The organism is Streptomyces sp. NPDC047079 (genome assembly GCF_040643755.1).
GTDB lineage: Bacteria > Actinomycetota > Actinomycetes > Streptomycetales > Streptomycetaceae > Streptomyces.
The window spans coordinates 26072-47023 of the sequence record NZ_JBEYUZ010000033.1 but is presented as its reverse complement, the minus strand read 5'-3'; the positions used below and the strand labels follow the sequence as shown (position 1 = coordinate 47023).

Sequence of the window (20952 nt, the reverse complement as noted above, 5' to 3'; positions counted from 1 at the left end):
CTGCCCGAGCTGCATCTGATCGGCGCCCGCCTGTTCCGCGAGGCACTCTCCCGGGTGCTCGGCGGGTGGGTCTCCGAGGGCGCCTGGTCGCTGGGCCGTGGGCCTTACGCCTCGAACACCTCGCGCACGAGCTGCTCCTGCTCCGCCTGGTGCCGCTTCGCGGAACCGACGGCCGGGGACGAGCTGTGCGGGCGGGAGATGCGGCGCAGGCGCTCGCCCGGCGGGACGTCCGCGCCGACCGCCAGGTCCAGGTGGTCGATGAGGTTCAGGGCGATGAACGGCCATGCGCCCTGGTTCGCCGGCTCCTCCTGGGCCCACAGGTACTTCTCGGCGTTCGGGTACTTCTTGATCTCCGCCTGGAGCTCGGCGCCCGCCAGCGGGTACAGGCGCTCGAGGCGGATGATCGCCGTGTCCGTCGCGCCGCGCTTCTGCCGCTCGGCGTCGAGGTCGTAGTAGACCTTGCCCGCGGTGAAGACGACCTTGCGGACCGCGGCCGGGTCCACCGACGCGTCGCCGATGACCGGACGGAACCGGCCCGTCGTGAACTCCTCCGCCTTGGACGCGGCGGCCTTGAGGCGCAGCATCGACTTGGGCGTGAAGACCACCAGCGGCTTGTGGTGCGGGTTGTGCACCTGCCACCGCAGGAGGTGGAAGTAGTTCGACGGCAGGGTCGGCATCGCGACCGTCATGTTGTTCTGGGCGCAGAGCTGAAGGAACCGCTCCGGGCGGGCCGAGGAGTGGTCCGGGCCCTGGCCCTCGTAGCCGTGCGGGAGCAGCAGGGTGACGCCGGACGTCTGGCCCCACTTCTGCTCGGCCGACGAGATGAACTCGTCCACGACCGTCTGCGCGCCGTTGACGAAGTCGCCGAACTGGGCCTCCCACATCACGAGCGCGTTCGGTCGGGCCAGCGAGTAGCCGTACTCGAAGCCCATCGCCGCGTACTCGGACAGCAGGGAGTCGTAGACGTTGTAGCGCGCCTGGTCCTCGGAGAGGTACTGGAGCGGGGTGTAGTCCTCGCCCGTCTGGCGGTCGATGATGACCGCGTGGCGCTGGCCGAAGGTGCCACGGCGGGAGTCCTGGCCGGACAGCCGGACCGGGACGCCGTCGAGCAGCAGCGAGCCGATCGCGAGGGTCTCGCCCATGCCCCAGTCGATCGTGCCGTCCTCGACCATCGCCGCCCGGCGCTGCAACTGCGGCAGCAGGCGCGGGTGGACGGTGATGTGGTCGGGGATGTTGACCTGGGACTCGGCGATCCGCTTGACGACCTCGGCGGACACGGCGGTGTCGACCGCCACCGGGAAGCCGTCCTGCGGCTCCTGCGAGGAGGCCGAGACCGACTGCGACGTGGCCTCGCGGACCTCAGTGAAGACCTTCTCCAGCTGACCCTGGTAGTCCTGAAGGGCGTGCTCGGCCTCCTCCAGGGTGATGTCGCCCCGGCCGATCAGCGACTCGGTGTACAGCTTGCGCACCGAGCGCTTCTTGTCGATCAGGTCGTACATCAGCGGCTGGGTGAAGGCCGGGTTGTCCGACTCGTTGTGGCCGCGGCGGCGGTAGCAGATGAGGTCGATCACCACGTCCTTGTTGAACGCCTGGCGGAACTCGAAGGCCAGGCGTGCCACGCGCACGACCGCCTCGGGGTCGTCGCCGTTCACGTGGAAGATCGGGGCCTCGATCATGCGGGCCACGTCCGTCGCGTACATCGAGGAACGCGAGGACTCGGGGGCCGCGGTGAAGCCGACCTGGTTGTTGATGACGATGTGGACCGTGCCGCCCGTGCGGTAGCCGCGCAGCTGCGACATGTTCAGGGTCTCGGCCACCACGCCCTGGCCCGCGAAGGCCGCGTCGCCGTGGATCGCCACCGGCAGGACGGTGAAGTCCGTGCCGCCCTTGTTGATGATGTCCTGCTTGGCGCGGGAGACGCCCTCCAGGACCGGGTCCACGGCTTCCAGGTGGGACGGGTTCGCGACCAGGCTGACCTTGATCTGCTCCCCGTCCAGGCCGGTGAAGGTGCCCTCGGCGCCGAGGTGGTACTTCACGTCGCCGGAGCCGTGCATCGACTTCGGGTCGAGGTTGCCCTCGAACTCGCGGAAGATCTGCGCGTAGGACTTGCCGACGATGTTGGCGAGGACGTTCAGACGGCCGCGGTGGGCCATGCCGATGACGACCTCGTCCAGGCGGGACTCGGCCGCCGAGTCGATCACCGCGTCGAGCAGCGGGATGACCGACTCGCCGCCCTCCAGGGAGAAGCGCTTCTGGCCGACGTACTTGGTCTGGAGGAAGGTCTCGAAGGCCTCCGCCGCGTTCAGGCGGCGCAGGATGCGCAGCTGCTCCTCGCGCTCCGGCTTGGAGTGCGGGCGCTCCACGCGGTCCTGGATCCACTTGCGCTGCTTGGGGTCCTGGATGTGCATGTACTCGATGCCGGTGGTGCGGCAGTACGAGTCGCGCAGCACGCCGAGGATGTCGCGCAGCTTCATCATCGACTTGCCGGCGAAGCCGCCGACGGCGAACTCTCGCTCCAGGTCCCACAAGGTGAGGCCGTGCTCGACGATGTCCAGGTCGGGGTGCTTGCGCTGGCGGTACTCCAGCGGGTCGGTGTCGGCCATGACGTGGCCGCGGACCCGGTAGGAGTGGATCAGCTCGAAGACGCGGGCGGCCTTGGTGACGTCGTCGTCGTGCGAGGCGTCGATGTCCTTGAGCCAGCGGACCGGCTCGTAGGGGATGCGCAGGGCCTCGAAGATCTCGTCGTAGAAGCCGTTCTCGCCGAGGAGGAGGCCCGCGACGACGCGCAGGAACTCGCCGGAGGCGGCGCCCTGGATCACCCGGTGGTCGTAGGTCGACGTGAGCGTCATGACCTTGGAGATGCCGAGCTTGTTCAGGGTGTCCTGGGAGGTGCCCTGGAACTCCGCCGGGTAGTCCATCGAGCCGACGCCCATGATCACCGACTGGCCGGGCATCAGGCGGGGCACGGAGTGCACGGTGCCGAGGCCGCCCGGGTTGGTCAGGGAGACCGTCACGCCGGTGAAGTCGTCCATCGTCAGCTTGCCGTCGCGGGCGCGGCGGACGATGTCCTCGTAGGCCTGCCAGAACTCGAAGAAGTTCAGCGTCTCGGCCTTCTTGATCGCCGCGACGACGAGCTGGCGGTCGCCGTTCGGCTTGACCAGGTCGATGGCGAGGCCGAGGTTGACGTGCTCCGGCTTGACCAGGGTGGGCTTGCCGTCCTTCTCGGCGAACGACCAGTTCATCGACGGCATGGCCTTGATGGCCTGGACCATCGCGTAGCCGATCAGGTGCGTGAAGGAGATCTTCCCGCCCCGGGCGCGCTTGAGGTGGTTGTTGATGACGATGCGGTTGTCGAAGAGCAGCTTCACCGGAACCGCGCGCACGGACGTGGCCGTGGGCAGCTCCAGCGAGGCGTTCATGTTCTTCGCGACGGCGGCGGAGGGGCCGCGCAGGGTCACCAGCTCGGGACCCACGGGCGCCTGGGCCACGGGCTCGTCCTTCTTCGGCTGTGCGGGTGCCGCGGCGGGCTTGGCCGGGGCGGCGGCGGGCCGCGCGGCGGCCGGTGCCTGCGGTGCCTGCGGTGCCGCGGGAGCGGCGGCGGGCGCGGCGGGTGCCGGAGCTGCCTGGGCCGACCGGGTGGTCTCTGCGGCCCCCGCGGCCGCAGTACCCGCCGCGGCCGGGGAGGCAGGGGCTCCCGGCTTGTAGTCGGCGAAGAAGTCCCACCAGGCGCGGTCTACCGAATTCGGGTCCTGGAGGTACTGCTGATAGATCTCGTCGACGAGCCACTCGTTCGCACCGAACGCGGCCGCGGGGTTCTTCCCGGCTTGGTCGTCGGTGGAGACACTCGAGTTACTGGGGGACTGTGGCGACACGGCGGCAACCGCCCTCTTCCGCTTCACAAGGTTATGGACAGCGGAAATAAAGGCTACGCCTCCCCGGGGGTGAAGGTCAGGTCGGGCCGGTTCATCGTCGCGTAAGTCACATCGGAGAGCGTGTTTCGGGGCTGGAAATGGCGGGAAACAAGCGTGGTTCCGCAGTGACAGGGGTACCGCGACCCGGGCCCGGCGCGGAGGCTGCGCGGGCCTGTGCCTGATCACACGTGTCCGTCAGCCGGTCCATGCGTGGATCTTGTTGTTCGGCTTCGAACTTTACGTCAACTTGAGGGAAACTGCTCCCCTGGAAGGGTGACCTGGATCCGGCAGCCCCTTGGGGATTCGGCCACTCCGATCCGGCCACCGTGCAGGTCCACCGCCCAGCGCGCGATCGCCAGGCCCAGGCCCGTGCCGCCGTCGCTGCCCGGACCGTGCGGCCGGCTCACGGAGCCACGGTTGAAGCGCTCGAAGACCCGGTGCCACTCGGACTGCGGGATGCCGGGCCCCTCGTCCAGCACCTCGAGCTCCAGGGAGTCGGGGGCGGGCCCGCGCCGGGCCCTCACCGTCACGCGGCCGTGCGGGGGGCTGTGCTTGACCGCGTTGTCGATCAGGTTGGCGACGACCTGGTGGATGCGCTCGGGGTCCGCGTGCGCGGTCAGCTCCGGCGGGGAGACGTCGAGGTGCAGATGGACGTCCGTGCGGGTGTGGCTGCCGGAGCCCGAGGCGATGCCCGCGCGGGCGGAGGCCACCATCTGCGCCTCCTTGAGGACACCCGAGAGGTACGGCCACACCTCGAAGCGGCGCTTCTTCAGCGGGACGACGCCGTTGTCCAGGCGGGAGAGGTCCAGCAGCGTCTCCACCAGGCGCCCGAGCCGTTCGGTCTGCTTCAGCGCGGTGCGCATGGTCTCGGGGTCGGCCTCCGTGACGCCGTCCACGATGTTCTCCAGCACCGCGCGCAGACCGGCGATGGGGGTGCGCAGCTCGTGCGAGACGTTCGCCACGAGCTCCTTGCGCTGGCGGTCCTGCGCCTCCAGCTCGTCGGCCATCAGGTTGATCGTGTGGGCCAGGTCACCCATCTCGTCCCGGCGGTTGTCACGGACCCGGCGGGTGTAGTCACCGTTCGATATCGACCGGGCCACCGCGTTCATCTCGTCCAGCGGCGCGGTGAGCGAGTGCGCCACGAACTGCGTGATCAGCAGTGTGGCGATCATCGAGAAGACCGTGATGAAGCGCAGCTCGGTCTCGGTGCGCACCGCGATCAGCAGCAGACCCGTGGTGATCAGCACCGAGATGACGACCAGCGCACCCAGCTTGGTTTTGATCGAGAAGGGGCGTACGCCGCCCCGGGGCTCCCCGGGGCTCCTCCGTGCGGCCGGCCCGTCGCTCATGGCGTGGGGGTCTCCAGGGCGTAGCCGACACCGTGCACGGTACGGATGCGCTCCGCGCCGATCTTGCGCCGCAGGGCCTTGATGTGGCTGTCCACGGTGCGGGTGCCGGAGGCGTCCGCCCAGTCCCACACCTCCGCGAGCAGCTGCTCCCGGGAGAGCACCGCACGCGGTGTGTTGGCCAGGCATACGAGCAGATCGAACTCGGTGGGCGTGAGGTGGACGTCCTCACTCTGCACCCGGACCCGCCGCTGGGCGTGGTCGATCTCCAGTTCGCCGAGGCGCAGGATGCCGCTGCGGGGTGTGGTGGCGGCCAGCGCGGCCCGCTCCACCCGGCGCAGCAGCACGTGCACCCGCGCCGCCAGCTCACGCATCGAGAACGGCTTGGTCATGTAGTCGTCGGCGCCCACGCCGAGCCCGACCAGCATGTCCGTCTCGTCGTCGCGCGCGGTGAGCATCAGCACCGGCACCGGGCGCTGCGCCTGCACACGGCGGCAGACTTCCAGGCCGTCGAAGCCCGGCAGCATGATGTCGAGAATCAGCAGGTCCGGCTGCCATGCCTCGGCCGTGTCGACCGCCGCCGGACCGTCACCGGCCGTTTGCACGAGGAATCCTTCCGCGCGCAGCCGGGCGGCGATGGCGTCGACGATCGTCGGGTCGTCCTCGACCACCAGAACCCGCCGCTGAGCGCCCGGGGTCGCCGCCGTGCCGTTGTGCGAGGTTTGTGTCTGCTCCATCGCCCGCCCCTGAGTTGCTTTCCGGAATCCGTGGGGTGATCCCATGTCTGCGATTGACGCTTGAATGATCCGCGTCAGGGAAGCAGGGTACGGGGAGTTACCGCCGGTCGGCTATCCAGGTCTGACAGCCAGGTGCACGACGTCGGGAACGCCCCGGGCAACGGGGACCTCTTCGGTATGCACCTGCTGGAACCCGGCATTCCAGAGGGTTCCTTCAAAATCCGGAGAGGGCTGGGCCGACCACACCGCGAGCACCCCGCCGGGCCGCAACACCCGTGCGCAGCCTGCCAGTCCGGCCGTCGAGTAGAGGCTGTCGTTGTCGTCCGTGACCGTCCAGCCGGGGCCGTTGTCGATGTCGAGGCACAGCGCGTCGTACGTGTCGGATGTCTCACGTACGTAGGCGACGAGATCGGCCTCCACGACGCGGGTGCGCGGGTCGGCGAGCGCGTGGGCGGACAGCGAGGCCAGGGGGCCGTCGAGGTGCCAGTCGATGACGGCACGCTCGCGTTCGACGACGGTGATGCCTCCCCAGCGGGCGTCCGCGGCCGCGTGCGCGAGCGAGAAGCCGACGCCGAGCCCGCCGATCAGCACGCTCGGTTCCGGACGTCCGTCCAGGGCCTCGTACGCGGCGTCCACGAGCAGCCGCTCCGAGCGCCCGTCCGAGGTGTCCATCAGGAAACAGCCGTTGGCGATGATCTGGAGCAGCTCGCCGTGACGGCGGAGCACGACCTCCCCGTGCGGGCCCTCACGCCGGTCCAGGACCTCGGGCGTCTCGCAGATGTCGTACGGATGAGGCATAGGCCACATTGTGGCGACGCGGGACACCGTGGGCGAGGGATTTTCCGGCACGGCGCCGCGTCCACGAATGCGTATATCTGTTCCGGTATGCACCCCGGACGCAGAAACCACCTGAGAAGTTGCTTTGAATCGGGCTCCAGGGTGGCGTCGGTCATAGACAGCGGCCCGGGCGGCACCAAGGGTGGGGCCTGACGGAAGGAGCCCTCCGCCTTGGAACGCACGGTCTCGGCGGCTGACGCCATGATCACGGCCCCCGGGACGCCCCTGCTCGAAGGCATGCCGCGCCAGCGCACGGCCACCTTTCCCGCCGCCCCGACCGCGCCCCGGGTCCCGGCCGCCGCGCCCGCACCACGCCCCGGCCCGCGCGCCCGGTGGTTCCTGCCGACCCCCACGGCCACGCCGTTCACCTTCGGATACGCCGCCGTCCTCGTCGTGACCTCCCTGTTCGCCGAGTACGCCGACCCCTCGCTGGTGCACACCCTGTACCAGGAGTCCAGCACCGACGTCGCCCATCTGGTGCTCAGCCCGGTACCGGTGCTGGTCGCCAGCGCGCTGTGGATCGCGGGCGGTCTCACCTCGACGTACGCGCTCCTCTTCCTGGTCGTGCTGACCGCGCTGGAGCGGCGGATCGGCGGCCGGCGCACCGCCGTCGTCTTTCTGCTCGGGCATGTCCTCGCCACCCTGGCCACCGAGGTCCCCGTCGGCCTCGCGGTGCTGGCGGGCCACCTGCCCGACAGTTCCCTGCACCGCCTCGACTACGGCATCAGCTTCGGGGTCGCGGCGAGCCTCGGTGCGCTGGCGGGCCTGCTGCCGCCATGGCCGCGCCGGACGGTGCTCACCGTGTTCGGCGGGATACTGCTCGCCGACCTGATCCAGTTCACGGACCCCCTGAGCGACTGGGGTCACCTGCTGTCCCTGGCGATCGGCGTCGGGACGTGGCCGCTCGTACGGCGGTGGCAACGGACGGACCCCCGGGGCAGCCGCGCCCACGGCTGAGACCTCCGCGCCGGCGGCCGTCCCCGGCAGCCTCTCTCGCGCCTCGCGCCTCGCGCCTCGCGCCTCGCACCTCGCAACCTCGCACCTCGCAACCTCGCACCTCGCAACCTCGCACCTCGCGCCCGGACCAGGCCGCCCCGCCCAGACCCGGCCGCCCGCCCGTTCGGGCCACTCCGGCCCTTGAACAGTAGGCCCATGCGGGAACGCAATCCCGCGTGCCCAGCCGTTTCCGGTGCGCCGGTGTCCTCCGTCGCACCGCGGGGCCGCCCCGCCCGGACCGTCCGCCCCGCCCGGACCGTCCGCCCCGCCCGGACCGTCCGCCCCGCCCGGACCGTCCGCCCCGCCCGGACCGTCCGCCCGGCCCGGACCGTCCGTCCGGACCGGACGAGGCCGTCCCGTCCCGCGCGGGCCAGGGCGGGCCGCCCCGCTCGGACCAGGCCGCCCCTCCCGGACCAGGCCGCCCCTCCCGGGCCAGGCCCCGCCCGCTCGGGTCGCTCCCGCCTCGGAATCAGCAGGTCCATGCATGATCGCTCAGAGCGAACAACCCTTGGGGAACAATCGGATCGTGCGGTGCATTGAGTCCGCATAGCTCAAGTTGACTGCCGAAGGGGAGATCATGGCTTCGACGCCCACATCGCTCACCCTGCCTGTACTGCCGCTCGATGGCGAGGTTGTGCTGCCCGGCATGGTGGTTCCACTGGACCTGAGCGACTCCGACGTGCGCGCGGCGGTGGAGGCCGCGCAGGCAGCCGCCAGGTCGGAGCCCGGAAAGCCCAGGGTCCTGCTCGTGCCCCGCATCGACGGCACGTACGCGAGCACCGGTGTGCTCGGCACGGTCGAGCAGGTCGGCCGGCTCGCCGACGGTGACCCGGGCGCCCTGATCCGCGGTCGCAGCCGCGTGCGGATCGGCGCCGGCACCACCGGTCCGGGCGCGGCCCTGTGGGTCGAGGGCACCCGGATCGAAGAGAGCGTCCCGGACCCGCTGCCCGGGCACATCACCGAACTCGTCAGGGAGTACAAGGCGCTCGCCACCAGCTGGCTGAAGAAGCGCGGCGCCTGGCAGGTCGTCGACCGTGTCGAGGCCATCGACGACGTCTCCGTGCTCGCCGACAACTCCGGCTACTCGCCGTTCCTGACCACCGAACAGAAGGTGGAGCTGCTGGAGACCGCCGACCCGGTCGCCCGGCTGAAGCTCGCCACCCAGCAGCTGCGCGACCACCTCGCCGAGCAGGACGTCGCCGAGTCCATCGCCAAGGACGTCCAGGAGGGCGTGGAGAAGCAGCAGCGCGAGTTCCTGCTCCGCCGTCAGCTGGAAGCGGTCCGCAAGGAGCTGCGCGAGCTGAACGGCGACGGCAAGGAGGGCGAGGAGTCCGACGACTACCGGGCCCGTGTGGAGGCCGCCGACCTGCCGGAGAAGGTCCGGGAGGCCGCCCTGAAGGAGGTCGAGAAGCTGGAGCGGGCGAGCGACCAGTCGCCCGAGGGCTCCTGGATCCGCACCTGGCTCGACACCGTGCTCGAACTGCCGTGGAACGAGCGTACCGAGGACGCGTACGACATCCGCGGCGCCAAGGCCGTCCTGGACGCCGAGCACGCGGGCCTGGAGGACGTGAAGGAGCGGATCACCGAGTACCTGGCGGTGCGCAAGCGCCGCGCCGACCGGGGCCTCGGCGTCGTCGGCGGGCGGCGCGGCGGAGCCGTGCTCGCGCTCGTCGGTCCGCCCGGCGTGGGCAAGACCAGCCTCGGCGAATCGGTCGCGCACGCCATGGGACGCAAGTTCGTCCGGGTCGCGCTCGGCGGTGTACGCGACGAGGCCGAGATCCGCGGCCACCGGCGTACGTACGTCGGTGCCCTGCCCGGCCGGATCGTGCGCGCCATCAAGGAGGCCGGTTCGATGAACCCGGTCGTCCTGCTCGACGAGATCGACAAGGTGGGCTCGGACTTCCGGGGCGACCCGGCCGCCGCCCTGCTCGAGGTACTGGACCCGGCGCAGAACCACACCTTCCGGGACCACTACCTGGAGGTCGAACTCGATCTGTCCGACGTCGTGTTCCTCGCGACGGCGAACGTCCTGGAGGCCATCCCCGAGGCGCTGGCCGACCGCATGGACATCGTCCGCCTGGACGGCTACACCGAGGACGAGAAGGTCGTCATCGCCCGTGACCACCTGCTCCCGCGTCAGCTGGAGCGGGCGGGCCTGGACAAGGACGAGATCACGATCGACGAGGGCGCGCTGCGCAAGCTGGCCGGCGAGTACACCCGTGAGGCGGGTGTACGCACCCTGGAGCGGTCCATCGCCCGTCTGCTCCGCAAGGTCGCGGCGCAGCACGAACTGGGCGAGAGGGAACTGCCCCTCACCGTCCGGGACGAGGACCTGCGCGACCTCATCGGGCGTCCGCACCACGTGCCCGAGTCCGCCCAGGACCCGGCCGAGCGGCGTACGGCGGTCCCCGGCGTGGCGACCGGTCTCGCGGTCACCGGCGCGGGTGGCGACGTCCTCTACGTGGAGGCGTCGCTGGCCGACCCGGAGACGGGCGCCGCGGGCCTGACCCTCACCGGTCAGCTCGGCGACGTGATGAAGGAGTCCGCGCAGATCGCGCTGAGCTTCCTGCGCTCCCACGGTGCCGAACTGGAGCTGCCGGTAGGCGACCTGAAGGACCGGGGCGTGCACATCCACTTCCCGGCGGGCGCGGTCCCGAAGGACGGACCGAGCGCGGGCATCACGATGACGACCGCGCTGGCCTCGCTCCTGTCGGGCCGTCTGGTCCGTACGGACGTGGCGATGACGGGCGAGGTCTCGCTGACCGGCCGCGTGCTGCCCATCGGCGGGGTGAAGCAGAAGCTGCTCGCCGCTCACCGGGCGGGCGTGACGACCGTCATCATCCCGAAGCGCAACGAGCCCGACCTGGACGACGTCCCGGCCGAGGTGCTGGACAAGCTGGACGTCCACGCCGTCACGGACGTCCGCCAGGTCCTGGAGCTGGCGCTTGCGCCGGCCACCAGCGGCGCGACGCCGGAGGTTCCGGTGGCGGCGTGACGGACGTCATCGGATGACAGAGGGCCCGGGTTTCGTGAGGGAGACCCGGGCCTTCGTCCTGCGGTACGGGGTGTCAGCCGTTGGCCAGGGCCTGCACCCGGTCCAGCGCCCCGTTGAACTTGTCGTGATCACCGACCGTCGGGCCCGACGACGTGTACTGCCACATGGTGTAGTAGCCCCAGCCGGCCGGCAGCGGGCCTGGGTCGGCGGCGTAGCGGGCGATCCACAGCGGGTTGGCGGAGGCGAAGCCGGCGTAGTTGCCGGTGCACTGTGTCCACCAGTTGGTGGCCGTGTAGATCACGGCGTCCCGGCCGGTGCGCGCCCGGTAGGTGTTCAGGAAGTCGGCGATCCAGGAGGTCATCGCGCTCGCCGACTTGCCGTAGCAGGCGTCGCCGTACGGGTTCCACTCGATGTCGAGCACGCCCGGCAGCGTCCTGCCGTCCCTCGACCAGCCGCCGCCGTGGTCGACGAAGTAGTTGGCCTGGGTGGCGCCGCTCGTGGTGTCCGGGGTCGCGAAGTGGTACGCGCCGCGGATCATGCCCACGTTGTACGAGCCGTTGTACTGCTGGGCGAAGTACGGGTTCGTGTAGTACGTCCCTTCGGTGGCCTTGGTGTAGGCCCACCTGACCCCGCTGCTCCACAGGGTCGACCAGTCGACGTTGCCCTGGTGGCCGGAGACGTCGACGCCCTCGGTCTGGGTGGCGGCGGCGCCGAGCGGGGCTGTTCCCCGGCCGTCGTGCGCGAGGACGCCCATTCCCATGTACGCGGTGCCGCGGGCGGGGGCGGCGGCGGCGCGGGCGGGCTGGGTGGCCGGGAGGGTGAACAGGAGGGAGAACGCGGCGAGCAGGATCCCGGCGGCGAGCAGCCGTCGCGGGGGCCGGGCAGGTGAGGGTCTGAGCGCGGGCATGACGTGCCTCCGAAGGGCTCGGTGGAGCTCGGTGGGGGATCGCTCTCGGGCAGGCCCGTGCCGGGACGCGCGGGGAGGGCGGGGCACGGTCGCCCCGTGGATGGCGTGGGCATGCCAGTCATTGCCTGGTAAGGAAGCTACGCACGTAGACCGCGGGCTGGGAAGGGGGGCCGGAGGCTGCCGTTGGTCTACGCCTGCGAAATACTGGCGGAGCTGCGGCAATGGCGAACTTTGGCGCAAACTTTCAGGACCGGGTGACCGGGGCAGGGGTGCTGACGTGCACGAGGACTCAAACGACGAGGGGCGTCCGGTCGAACCCGGCGTGTCGGGCGGTGGCGCGGACCAGGAGTTCCTGTCGCTGGAGCGTGAACTGACCGTGTTCCTGCGGCGTGCCCGCGCCAGCCAGGGGGAGATGGCCCGCGAGGTCCACCCGGACCTGGAGTCCGCCGCCTACGGGCTCCTCGTACGGCTCGACGAGTGCGGCCGCCAGCGCGCCACGGAACTCGCCGCCTACATCGGTGTCGGCAAGGCCACGATGTCCCGCCAGTTGCGCGCCCTGGAGGATCTCGGCCTTGTCGCCCGGGAGCCCGACCCGGCCGACGGCCGCGCTTGGCTGGTCCATCTCACCGAGGAGGGCCGCGGCCGTGTCGGCCGTGTCCGTGAGGCCCGCCGTGCCCGTTATGTGCGCCAGCTCGCCCACTGGGACCCCCGCGAGGTCGCCGAGCTGGCCCGGCTGCTGAACCAGTTGAACCGCGGCATGGAGAAGTAGGCCGCCCCCACGGGCGCGCCTCACAGGTTCACGTACACCACCGTCGCGTCGTCGTGCGTCTTGCTGCGGCCCAGGTGGGCCCGCCGCTCCCGGTCGTCGCTCTCCAGGGCCCGTACGCGCTCCACGAGCGCCGCCGCCCCCTCCTTGCGCACGAGCGTGAACAGGTCGGTCCAGTCGCCTTGGTGGAACTTCTCGGTCCAGCGGGTCGCGCCGTCCGTCAGGGCCACCAGGGTGCGGACCGCCGCGCGCGGGAGTTCGCCCGTCACCGCGCGGGCCGCGACCGTGGGGTCGGCGGCCGCCGTGAAGAAGCCGCCCTCCTTGTTGCGGACCGTGGCGTCCGCGATCGCGTCCGAGCTCAGCGAGGCGCGCGGAAGGCGGGCGAGGCGGTCGTCCAGCAGGGCGGTGACCGCACCGTCGGGGGCCTCGACCAGCAGCGCCGAGTCCGAGAGGACCAGGTACTCCACCGTGGCCTCGGACCAGCGGGCGAGGACCACGGTCGCCTGCGGGGTGCGCGGGTGAGAAAGGTCACAGGTGGCCGCATGGGTCCCGGCGGTACGGCCTACAGCCTGTGCGAGGACCTCCGGCAGCGTCAGATCCCGGTGGGAAACGGACAGTTCGGTCAGCGCTCCGCCGAGCCGTGCGCAGAACCAGTGGACGGAATGGAGACATCCGTCATCACCTTCAGGCGGAGTCACGCCGTCCAGTACGACCAGCGCTCCGCCCTGTCCTGAGGCCGGAAGGGCGAGCGCGGCGAAGTCCTCGTTGGGGCGGGCCGCGTCGCCGGGCTCGGAAATCAGTTCCATACGCATCCAGCCAGTCTGCACGAGCCCTTCACAAGGTCCACGAAAGGCTGGCAACGGTCGCGGGATCGGTGCGGTCCACCAGGTCAGGCGCCTGATTTGGCATAAAATGATCGACTCTGGTGAAGCGTGGTGGCGAATACTGCCAAAGCGCGCCGCCGACGTCCAACCGGCCCGCCGTGCAAGACGCCCGCACGGGCCACAGGAACTTGCCCGCCAACTCCCCACCGATGTTCACTCCTTCGGGTGGCGGGTCAGGCGAAGTGAGACCTCTGCCCACCGGCACTGGGAGGGTCGGAAGCCGTCGTACCGGGTCGACGTCCCAGTTGACGGGCCGTCACTCGGGTCATGGGTACACGAGTCAGGAATGCGAGCACCGGTGCAGAAGACGAGGCCTCGGCGCACAGGCAAGCAGACGGCCCCCGAACGGGGTGCCTCGTCCGAGTCCCCGGGCAGCGGCCGTTCCGCCCATGTGCGCAACCGACTGATCGTCGCGGTGGCCGTGGTCGCCGCCGCGATCGCGGGCGCCGGGGCGCCGAGCGTCGTCGCCGCCTCCGGGCAGCTGAACGACTCCCAGAGCCTCGTCACGCTCGCCGAGCAGACCCAGGACGCCCTCACCCTCGCCCACTCGCTGGCCGACGAGCGTGACGCGGTCACCTCGTACGTGGCCGCGGGGCGCCCCAAGTCGCAGGCGCCGGAAGAGCAGCAGAGCGCCCGCGTCGACCGGGAGATCGAGGATCTGCGCGCGGACCCTGACGTCCCCGCCGCGCTGCGCAAGGACCTCGACGACGTGGGCTCCGTCCGCAGGGCGGCCCTCGTCGGGAAGACCAGCGCTCTCGAAGTGCACCGGGCGTACTCCGCCGCCATCACCGAGCTGCACGCCCTCGCCGACCAACTGGCCGAGAAGATCCCGCCCCGCGCGGGCTCCGGCGCCTATGCGCTCGCCCAGCTGGACAGCGCCGTGCAGCAGGCCGCCGCCGCCCGGGGGCTGCTCCTCGCGGCCCTGAGCGTCCCGCACACCACCCAGACCGTCATCAACCCGGTCACCGGCCTGCCGACCACCACCACCGGTTCCTCGTCGGCCGACACCGAACAGCGCGACGCGCTCACCGCCGCCGCCCAGCAGGCCGCCGTACGCTCCGACGCGGCCGTCGCCGACTTCCACGACACCGCGACGAAGACGGCCAGGGCCTCCTACGACTCCACGGTCACCGGCCCCGAGGTCACCTCCGCCGAGAAGTACCTGGCCGCCCTCACCGACCAGCCCACCCTCTCCGACAGCGACCTCGGCCTCAGCACCAAGAAGGTCGACGCGGCCCTCTCCGCCCGCGTCGACCAGATGCGCGGCGTCGAGTCCTCGCTCTACGAGAGCCGCAGCAAGGACCTGGCGCAGCTGCGCGACAGCGATGTCACCGCGCTGGAGATCCGTATCGCCGTCCTCGGCGCGCTGATGCTCGTCGCCGTGGGCACCGCCATGGGCATGGCCCGCAGCCTCACCCGCCCGCTCGCCGTCCTGCGCCTCGGCTCGGCCCGGGTGGCCGCCGACCCGGCCGGCGAGGAACCCGTGAAGTTCACGGGGCGCAACGACGAGTTCGCCCAGGTCGTCCGTTCCGTCAACACCCTGCACGCGCACGCCGTCGGCCTCCAGGAGCGCCTTGGCACCCTGGAGGCCGACCGCAAGCACCTGGTCGGCCAGCGTCAGGCCATGGCCGACGAGCGGGCCAGGCTGCGTGCCGAACTCGACGAGGCCGCCGCCCACCTGGAGCAGGTCCGGCACAGCATCCACTCCACCTTCGTCAACCTCGCGTTGCGCACCCTCGGCCTGGTCGAGCGCCAGCTGACCGTCATCGAGGGCCTGGAGGAGCGCGAGCAGGACCCCGAGCGGCTCTCCACGCTGTTCCGGCTCGACCACTTCGCCACGGTGATGCGCCGCCACAGCGAGAACCTCCTGGTCCTCGCCGGTGCCGAGCATGTCCAGCAGCACGCGGGGCCGGTGCCGCTCGTGGACGTGGTGCGGGCCGCGGTCAGCGAGATCGAGCGCTACGAGCGGGTCCGCATCGCCGCGCTGCCACCGCACGCGCACATCGCGGGCTTCGTCGCCGACGACCTCTCGCACCTGGTGGCCGAACTGCTGGAGAACGCCACCTCGTTCTCACCGCCCGACGTCGCCGTGGAGATCTCCGGCTGGCTCCTGGAGAGCGGCGAGGTGATGCTCTCCATCCAGGACGAGGGCATCGGCATGACCGGTGAGCGGATGAGCCGGCTCAACGCGCGCCTCGCCGAATTCGACCCGGCCGAACCCTACGACCAGGAGGGCGGCGAAGGCCTGGGCCTCGGCTTGTACGTGGTGGCCCGCCTCGCCCACCGGCACGGCGTCCGGGTCCAGCTGCGCGAACAGAAGCAGGGCGGCATCGCGGCCGTCGTCGTGCTGCCGAAGACCCTGTTCGCCGCGGCCCCGGCCGCCGCCGTTCCCCCGGCCGCCGCGGGTACGGTGGCGGGTGGCACGGCCCCGGTGTCCCTGCCCGGCGCCGACGCGGAGGCCAACTCGAACGTTCTCAGCGGCCGTACCCGGATCACCGTCCGGGAGCCGCAGGGCGACGAGGACCCGCTGATCGCGGCGGCGGAACAGGCCGTGCACGACCGGAACGCCCTGGACGCACGCAACGCCCGGGACGCGGACACCCCGCAGGCCACCGCGTGGGGCGAAGGCACCGCACGGGACGAAGAGGTCGTACGGGACGCAGGTGCCGTACGCGAAGACGCGCCCGCACGCGGCGGGTTCGCCGCGCCTGACGGTTTCGCCGCGTATGCGGGGTTCGATGCGCCTGACGGCTTCGGCCCGTCCGACGGTTTCGCCGCGCACGGGGACGAGCCCGCGCGGGAGTCCGCCGACACGGCCGGCAAGTCCTCGGGCCCGGCCCCGGCACCGGAGCCCCCCGCCGATCCGTCCGGCCCCGAGACCACGATGGAGCTGCTGCTTCCGTCGCCCAGGGCGGAGCAGCCCCCGTCCGCGCCCGACGCCGGCCCCCGGCCCGCCGGGGGCCCGTACACCATCGGCCCCGACACCCACGAACGCACCGTCGACCAGGGCGAGCCCGCGGCGGCCCAGGCACTCGAGGAGTCCGAGGCCCCCCGGCTCACCGCCAAGGGCCTGCCCAAGCGCACACCGAAGATCTCCGCGCCCGCACCGGCCCCCCGGCAGCGCGCCGGCGGTGTGGACGCCGAGGCGCTGCGCCGCAGGCTCGGCGGATTCCACCGGGGCGCCGCGGAGGGCTACCGCCACGCCGAGGCCGAGATCGCCGAGCAGACCGGGGAGCACAGGGCGCCCGCGCACCGCCCGGCAACACCACCTCAGAACGCAACACCCGGTACCACACAGGACGTTGAACCATCGGGGGGCACAGTCGAGGAGGCAAGCAGTTGACCGCGCCCAGTACCTTTGGACTGAGCAGTGAGGCCCGCAATCTGCACTGGCTGCTGACGAACCTCGTCGAGGAGGTGCCGGGACTGCTGTCGGTCGCGGTGGTCTCCTCCGACGGCCTGCTGCTGCTCTCGTCCGACCCCGGCAGGAACGCCCAGGCCCGTGGGGGCCGCGGGGACGGCCCCAGCGGCCCCAGGGGGTCGTCCGCCGACCTCGCCACCATCGTCTCCGGCATCGGCAGCCTCACCATCGGCGCCGCGAAGCTGATGGACGTCGGAGGGGTCAAGCACACCATGGTCGCGATGGACGAGGGCAGCCTCTTCATCATGTCCATCAGCGACGGCTCGCTGCTCGGCGTGCACGGCTCCGCGGAATGCGACATGAGCGTGGTGGCGTACCACATGGCGCTCTTCGTCGGCCGCGCCGGACACGTCCTGACGCCCGAACTCCGCAGCGAACTGCGCAAGTCCCTGGAGACCGAGTCGGCCGGGAGCGCCCGATGAGCAGCACACCCAAGAAGCTTCCCGTGCGCGGCGGTGACCGCAAACCCGCCCGCGTACGCCCCTATTCGCTCACCGGCGGCCGTACCCGCTTCGGGCATGTGCTGCTCGTCGAGACCTTCGTGGCGGCCCTGGAGGCCCCCGAGGAACGGCGTGAACTGACGAATGGTTCACTGGCCACCCGAGTGATGCCCGAGATGCGGGCCATCGTCGAGCTCTGCCGCCGCATGCGCACGGTGGCGGAGATCGCGGCACTGCTGAAGATGCCGCTCGGGGTGGTCCGCGTGCTCCTCAGCGACCTCGCGGACCAGGGAAAGATCCGTGTATACGGAACCGGTCACGGCCCCGGACAGCCGGACCGCGCTCTGCTGGAAAGGGTGCTGAGTGGACTCCGTCGTCTCTGACGCCTCCCCGGGCGTCGACCGAATCGTCGAGCCCGACGAGGATCTGAAGGCCTGGCAGACGGACCGCACGCGCGCCCCGGTCGCCACGAAGATCGTGGTGGCGGGCGGCTTCGGCGTCGGCAAGACCACCCTGGTGACCGCCGTCTCGGAGATCACGCCTCTCCAGACGGAGGCGCTGATGACACAGGCCAGTGAGGACACCGACGACCTCACCGAGACGCCGGACAAGCTCACCACCACGGTGGCGATGGACTTCGGCCGCATCACGCTCGACGACGACCTGGTGCTCTACCTCTTCGGCACGCCGGGCCAGCAGCGGTTCTGGTTCATGTGGGACGACCTGGTGCGCGGTGCGATCGGGGCGGTCGTCCTGGCCGACACGCGGCGGCTCGCGGACTGTTTCCCGGCGCTCGACTATTTCGAGAGCAGCGGACTGCCGTACATCGTGGCGGTCAACCACTTCGACGGCAGCGAGCGTTTCGAGCCCGAGGACGTGCGCGAGGCCCTCACCATTCCCGCTCATGTACCTGTCATGATCATGGATGCGCGGCGCCGGATCTCGGCGATCGAGACCCTCCTGGCCCTCGTGGGCCACGCGCTGGACGTCACCCCCGAGTGAGGGGGTGCCTCAACGATCCTCGCGGCGACGCGGCGTCCGGCACGCTCGCTCACCGCGTCGCCGGAAGGCCCTGGTGACTCCTCCTCCCACCCCCGACCGCGCTCGAGCCGGGGGGAGGTTCCATCGTGGACCTTCCGGCCCCTTGTGATCGCACGCACCAGACACCGCGCCCTCCGCCGCGCTGATCCATGAGACACCCCCTCGTTCCGAAGGAGCACCACCCGCATGCGGAAGATACTCGTCGTCGGAGCCGGCCAGTCCGGACTCCAGCTCGCCCTCGGCCTCCAGTCGCACGGGTACGAGGTCACCCTGATGTCCAACCGGACCGCGGACGAGATCCGCACCGGACGGGTCATGTCGACACAGTGCATGTTCGACACGGCGCTCGGGCACGAGCGCGATCTGAAGCTGAACTTCTGGGAGTCCCAGGCTCCTAAGATCGAGGGGCTCGGCGTCTCCGTCGCCGGGCCGGAGTCCCAGCGCGTGATCGACTGGGTGGGCAAGCTCGACGGGTACGCGCAGTCCGTCGACCAGCGGGTGAAGATGGCCGGCTGGATGGAGACGTTCGCGCAGCGCGGCGGCCAGCTGGTCATCCACGGCGCGGCGGTCTCCGACCTCGACTACTTCTCCCGCACCTACGACCTGGTGCTGGTGTCGGCGGGCAAGGGCGAACTGGTGTCCATGTTCGGCCGCGACGCCTCGCGTTCCCCGTACAGCGAGCCGCAGCGGGCCCTCGCGGTCGCCTACGTCCACGGCATGGGCCCCCGCCCGGAGCACCCGGACTACGACGCGGTGCGCTGCAACCTGGTGCCGGGCGTCGGTGAACTCTTCGTCATGCCGACGCTGACCACCTCCGGCCGTGCCGACATCCTGTTCTGGGAGGGCATCCCCGGCGGCCCGCTCGATGTCTTCAACGGGGTCAAGGACCCCTCGGAGCACCTCAGCCTGACCCTGGAGCTGATGGAGCGGTTCACGCCCTGGGAGTACGCGCGGGCCACCAAGGTCGAGCTGACCGACGCCAACGGCACCCTGTCGGGCCGCTACGCGCCCACCGTCCGCAACCCGATCGGCCGTCTCCCCGGCGGCGGGCTGGTCCTGGGCGTGGGGGACGTGGTCGTGGCGAACGACCCGATCACCGGCCAGGGCTCCAACTCGGCGGCCAAGTGCGCCGCGATCTACCTCGCCTCGATCCTCGAACACGGCGAGAAGGAGTTCGACGAGGCCTGGATGCAGGGGACCTTCGACCGCTACTGGGACGTTGCCCAGCACGTCACCAAGTGGACGAACGCCATGCTGGGCGTGCCGCCGGAGCACGTTCTGAACCTGATCGGCGCGGCGGGCGCCCTCCAGCCGGTGGCCGACCGGTTCGTCAACGGCTTCAACGACCCGGCCGACTTCGAGAACTTCTTCTACGAGCCGGAGAAGACGGAGGCCTACCTCGCCTCGGTCGCGGGCGCCTGACCGGCCTCTGACCAGCAATTCGGCCCTCGTCACCTGTCGTCGTTGGTCGTTGCTGGTCGCCCTCGGACGGCCCGGAGACGGCCCCGGTCTTGCTGCCGGGGCCGTCGGCGTCTCACCGGGGCTCAGCCCCTCGATGCGAACAGCGCGTCGGACGACAGGAACCCCTGCCCTCCGGTCCCGGTCCGGGCGCGTTCGTACTCGGTGAGGGCGGCCAGCTGTTCGGGGCTCAGTGAGACGAGCAGCTCCTCGACGTCCTTCAGCCGCCGCTCGACGTCGTCGTGCTCCTTCCGCTGCCGCTCGGTCAGGGCGAGCTGGTCGTCGAGGGCCTTGCGCGCGGCGCGGGCCAGTTCGTCGGCGCGCTTCTCCGCGGCGGTCAGTTCGCGCACCTTCTGGGCCCGTTCCCGGGCCAACTGCGTGATCACATGGCCCTCGTCGAAGGCGTGCTGTGGATCCCGGGCCATCAGAAGGCGCAGGTACGAGGAGACCTCCATGCTGCTCCGGTACTGCTGCCGGGCCAGCAGACCGGCCGCGCCACGGCTGTGCCGCAGGGCGAGCCGGGCCCGGGTGAGCTGTCCGTCCAGCCGTGCGGCCTCGGCCTGCCGCTTCTTCAGCTGCTCGGCGGTGGCGTTGTAGGTCTCGGTCGCCTGCTCGGCCTGCCGGTACCTCTGCTGAAGCTCCGTCAGCAGCTCGGAGAGCGGGCGGTCGTCCAGCTGCTCCAGTGAGCCTGCGGCCGGGTACGGGGCGGCCACCGCGGGCGCGGGGGCGAGCAGGCCCGAGGCGGTCACCGCGGCCGTGAGCAGCAGACGCGGCAGCCTTCCTGGCATGGCGTCACCTCCGATGCGGTGGTCCTTCCACCGCCTATCGGCAGCATGGGACGTGCGCCACCCGGGCGCCCGTCCAGTGGTCGGACCGGCCCAGGGAGGTCACCCGGCGGTGGCGTCCGGTCCGCCGGGCGGCGTGTCGCCTGGCTTCCGGCGCCGTGCGGACCACGGCCACCGCAGCCGGCCGCCCGTGTCGCCCTCGGGGTCGTACGCGTACTTCCAGCCGGGGTGGAGGCCGAGCCTGCCGGCGGGGCCGGCCGGGACGCGACGGTAGACGAGGACGGTGGGCGGACCGCCGGCCGCGTCCGGGACCGGGACGCGGTACGTCTTCGGCGGGTGGCCGGTCGGGCCGAGCAGGACCGGAAGGACGCGCCCGTCCAGGGGGCCGCCCACGAACGGGGTGTCTTGGCTCTTCACGGCACCAGTGT

General features: G+C 71.2%; 16 protein-coding genes. 8 read left to right on the top strand and 8 right to left on the bottom strand.

Annotated elements, in window-relative coordinates:
- Positions 1-104: 104 nt before the first annotated feature.
- The 4 genes from ABZ823_RS27820 to ABZ823_RS27805 all read right to left on the bottom strand — a co-directional run bounded on the left by ABZ823_RS27820 (position 105) and on the right by ABZ823_RS27805 (position 6792).
- The gene (locus tag ABZ823_RS27820; protein ID WP_361665604.1) at positions 105-3872 is read right to left on the bottom strand and encodes a multifunctional oxoglutarate decarboxylase/oxoglutarate dehydrogenase thiamine pyrophosphate-binding subunit/dihydrolipoyllysine-residue succinyltransferase subunit; all 3768 of its coding nucleotides are present in this window, start codon (positions 3870-3872) and stop codon (positions 105-107) included.
- 281 nt (positions 3873-4153) lie between these two features.
- A complete protein-coding gene (locus ABZ823_RS27815; RefSeq protein ID WP_361665603.1) occupies positions 4154-5260 on the bottom strand; it encodes an ATP-binding protein in 1107 nt (368 codons plus the stop codon).
- Positions 5257-5994: a response regulator transcription factor gene (locus tag ABZ823_RS27810; protein ID WP_361665602.1), complete on the bottom strand. Its 738-nt coding sequence runs from the start codon at positions 5992-5994 to the stop codon at positions 5257-5259. Before ABZ823_RS27810 ends, ABZ823_RS27815 begins: the two co-directional genes overlap by 4 nt.
- A 111-nt stretch (positions 5995-6105) precedes the next feature.
- Entirely contained in the window at positions 6106-6792 is a 687-nt protein-coding gene (locus ABZ823_RS27805; protein ID WP_361665601.1) for a spermidine synthase, read from the bottom strand.
- A gap of 210 nt (positions 6793-7002) precedes the next feature.
- Here ABZ823_RS27805 and ABZ823_RS27800 point away from each other — a divergent pair, with 210 nt between their 5' ends.
- Positions 7003-7788, top strand: a complete 786-nt coding sequence (locus ABZ823_RS27800) for a rhomboid-like protein (RefSeq protein WP_361665600.1) — start codon at positions 7003-7005, stop codon at positions 7786-7788.
- A 616-nt stretch (positions 7789-8404) separates the two neighbouring features.
- Complete coding sequence (lon, locus tag ABZ823_RS27795) at positions 8405-10822, top strand: endopeptidase La (protein WP_361665599.1); 2418 nt, start codon at positions 8405-8407, stop codon at positions 10820-10822.
- Between the two features lie 73 nt (positions 10823-10895).
- Here lon and ABZ823_RS27790 read toward each other — a convergent pair whose 3' ends face one another.
- On the bottom strand, positions 10896-11729 hold the full coding sequence (locus tag ABZ823_RS27790) for a lysozyme (protein ID WP_361665598.1): 834 nt from the start codon (positions 11727-11729) through the stop codon (positions 10896-10898).
- Positions 11730-12006: 277 nt separating this feature from the next.
- Between ABZ823_RS27790 and ABZ823_RS27785 the strand changes: the two genes are divergently transcribed.
- Positions 12007-12498 carry a MarR family transcriptional regulator gene (locus ABZ823_RS27785; protein WP_361665597.1) on the top strand — a complete coding sequence of 164 codons (492 nt, stop codon included), beginning with the start codon at positions 12007-12009 and terminating at the stop codon, positions 12496-12498.
- Positions 12499-12518: 20 nt separating this feature from the next.
- Here the strand turns inward: ABZ823_RS27785 and ABZ823_RS27780 are convergent, their stop codons facing one another.
- A complete protein-coding gene (locus tag ABZ823_RS27780; RefSeq protein ID WP_361665596.1) occupies positions 12519-13307 on the bottom strand; it encodes a protein phosphatase 2C domain-containing protein in 789 nt (262 codons plus the stop codon).
- A 370-nt stretch (positions 13308-13677) separates the two neighbouring features.
- Between ABZ823_RS27780 and ABZ823_RS27775 the strand changes: the two genes are divergently transcribed.
- From ABZ823_RS27775 to ABZ823_RS27755, 5 genes are all read left to right on the top strand, one after another.
- Positions 13678-16722 carry a nitrate- and nitrite sensing domain-containing protein gene (locus ABZ823_RS27775; protein WP_361665595.1) on the top strand — a complete coding sequence of 1015 codons (3045 nt, stop codon included), beginning with the start codon at positions 13678-13680 and terminating at the stop codon, positions 16720-16722.
- Positions 16719-17222, top strand: coding sequence for a roadblock/LC7 domain-containing protein (locus tag ABZ823_RS27770; protein WP_361665594.1), 504 nt, complete (start codon positions 16719-16721; stop codon positions 17220-17222). Before ABZ823_RS27775 ends, ABZ823_RS27770 begins: the two co-directional genes overlap by 4 nt.
- Complete coding sequence (locus ABZ823_RS27765; protein ID WP_361665593.1) at positions 17219-17623, top strand: DUF742 domain-containing protein; 405 nt, start codon at positions 17219-17221, stop codon at positions 17621-17623. Before ABZ823_RS27770 ends, ABZ823_RS27765 begins: the two co-directional genes overlap by 4 nt.
- On the top strand, positions 17604-18242 hold the full coding sequence (locus tag ABZ823_RS27760; protein ID WP_361665592.1) for an ATP/GTP-binding protein: 639 nt from the start codon (positions 17604-17606) through the stop codon (positions 18240-18242). Before ABZ823_RS27765 ends, ABZ823_RS27760 begins: the two co-directional genes overlap by 20 nt.
- Positions 18243-18467: 225 nt before the next feature.
- Complete coding sequence (locus ABZ823_RS27755; RefSeq protein ID WP_361665591.1) at positions 18468-19703, top strand: styrene monooxygenase/indole monooxygenase family protein; 1236 nt, start codon at positions 18468-18470, stop codon at positions 19701-19703.
- A 122-nt stretch (positions 19704-19825) separates the two neighbouring features.
- Here ABZ823_RS27755 and ABZ823_RS27750 read toward each other — a convergent pair whose 3' ends face one another.
- Positions 19826-20527 (bottom strand): hypothetical protein, encoded by a 702-nt coding sequence (locus ABZ823_RS27750; protein ID WP_361665590.1) that lies wholly within the window; start codon positions 20525-20527, stop codon positions 19826-19828.
- A gap of 99 nt (positions 20528-20626) precedes the next feature.
- A complete protein-coding gene (locus ABZ823_RS27745; protein WP_361665589.1) occupies positions 20627-20941 on the bottom strand; it encodes a hypothetical protein in 315 nt (104 codons plus the stop codon).
- Between the last annotated feature and the right edge of the window lie 11 nt (positions 20942-20952).

Excerpts from the sequence above, each read along its gene's own strand:
- ABZ823_RS27780 (WP_361665596.1), bottom strand. The coding sequence starts at position 13,307 with ATGCGTATGGAACTGATTTCCGAGCCCGGCGACGCGGCCCGCCCCAAC.
- ABZ823_RS27790 (WP_361665598.1), bottom strand. The coding sequence starts at position 11,729 with ATGCCCGCGCTCAGACCCTCACCTGCCCGGCCCCCGCGACGGCTGCTC.
- ABZ823_RS27750 (WP_361665590.1), bottom strand. The coding sequence starts at position 20,527 with ATGCCAGGAAGGCTGCCGCGTCTGCTGCTCACGGCCGCGGTGACCGCC.
- ABZ823_RS27755 (WP_361665591.1), top strand. The coding sequence starts at position 18,468 with ATGCGGAAGATACTCGTCGTCGGAGCCGGCCAGTCCGGACTCCAGCTC.
- ABZ823_RS27805 (WP_361665601.1), bottom strand. The coding sequence starts at position 6,792 with ATGCCTCATCCGTACGACATCTGCGAGACGCCCGAGGTCCTGGACCGG.
- ABZ823_RS27810 (WP_361665602.1), bottom strand. The coding sequence starts at position 5,994 with ATGGAGCAGACACAAACCTCGCACAACGGCACGGCGGCGACCCCGGGC.
- lon (WP_361665599.1), top strand. The coding sequence starts at position 8,405 with ATGGCTTCGACGCCCACATCGCTCACCCTGCCTGTACTGCCGCTCGAT.
- ABZ823_RS27765 (WP_361665593.1), top strand. The coding sequence starts at position 17,219 with ATGAGCAGCACACCCAAGAAGCTTCCCGTGCGCGGCGGTGACCGCAAA.
- ABZ823_RS27815 (WP_361665603.1), bottom strand. The coding sequence starts at position 5,260 with ATGAGCGACGGGCCGGCCGCACGGAGGAGCCCCGGGGAGCCCCGGGGC.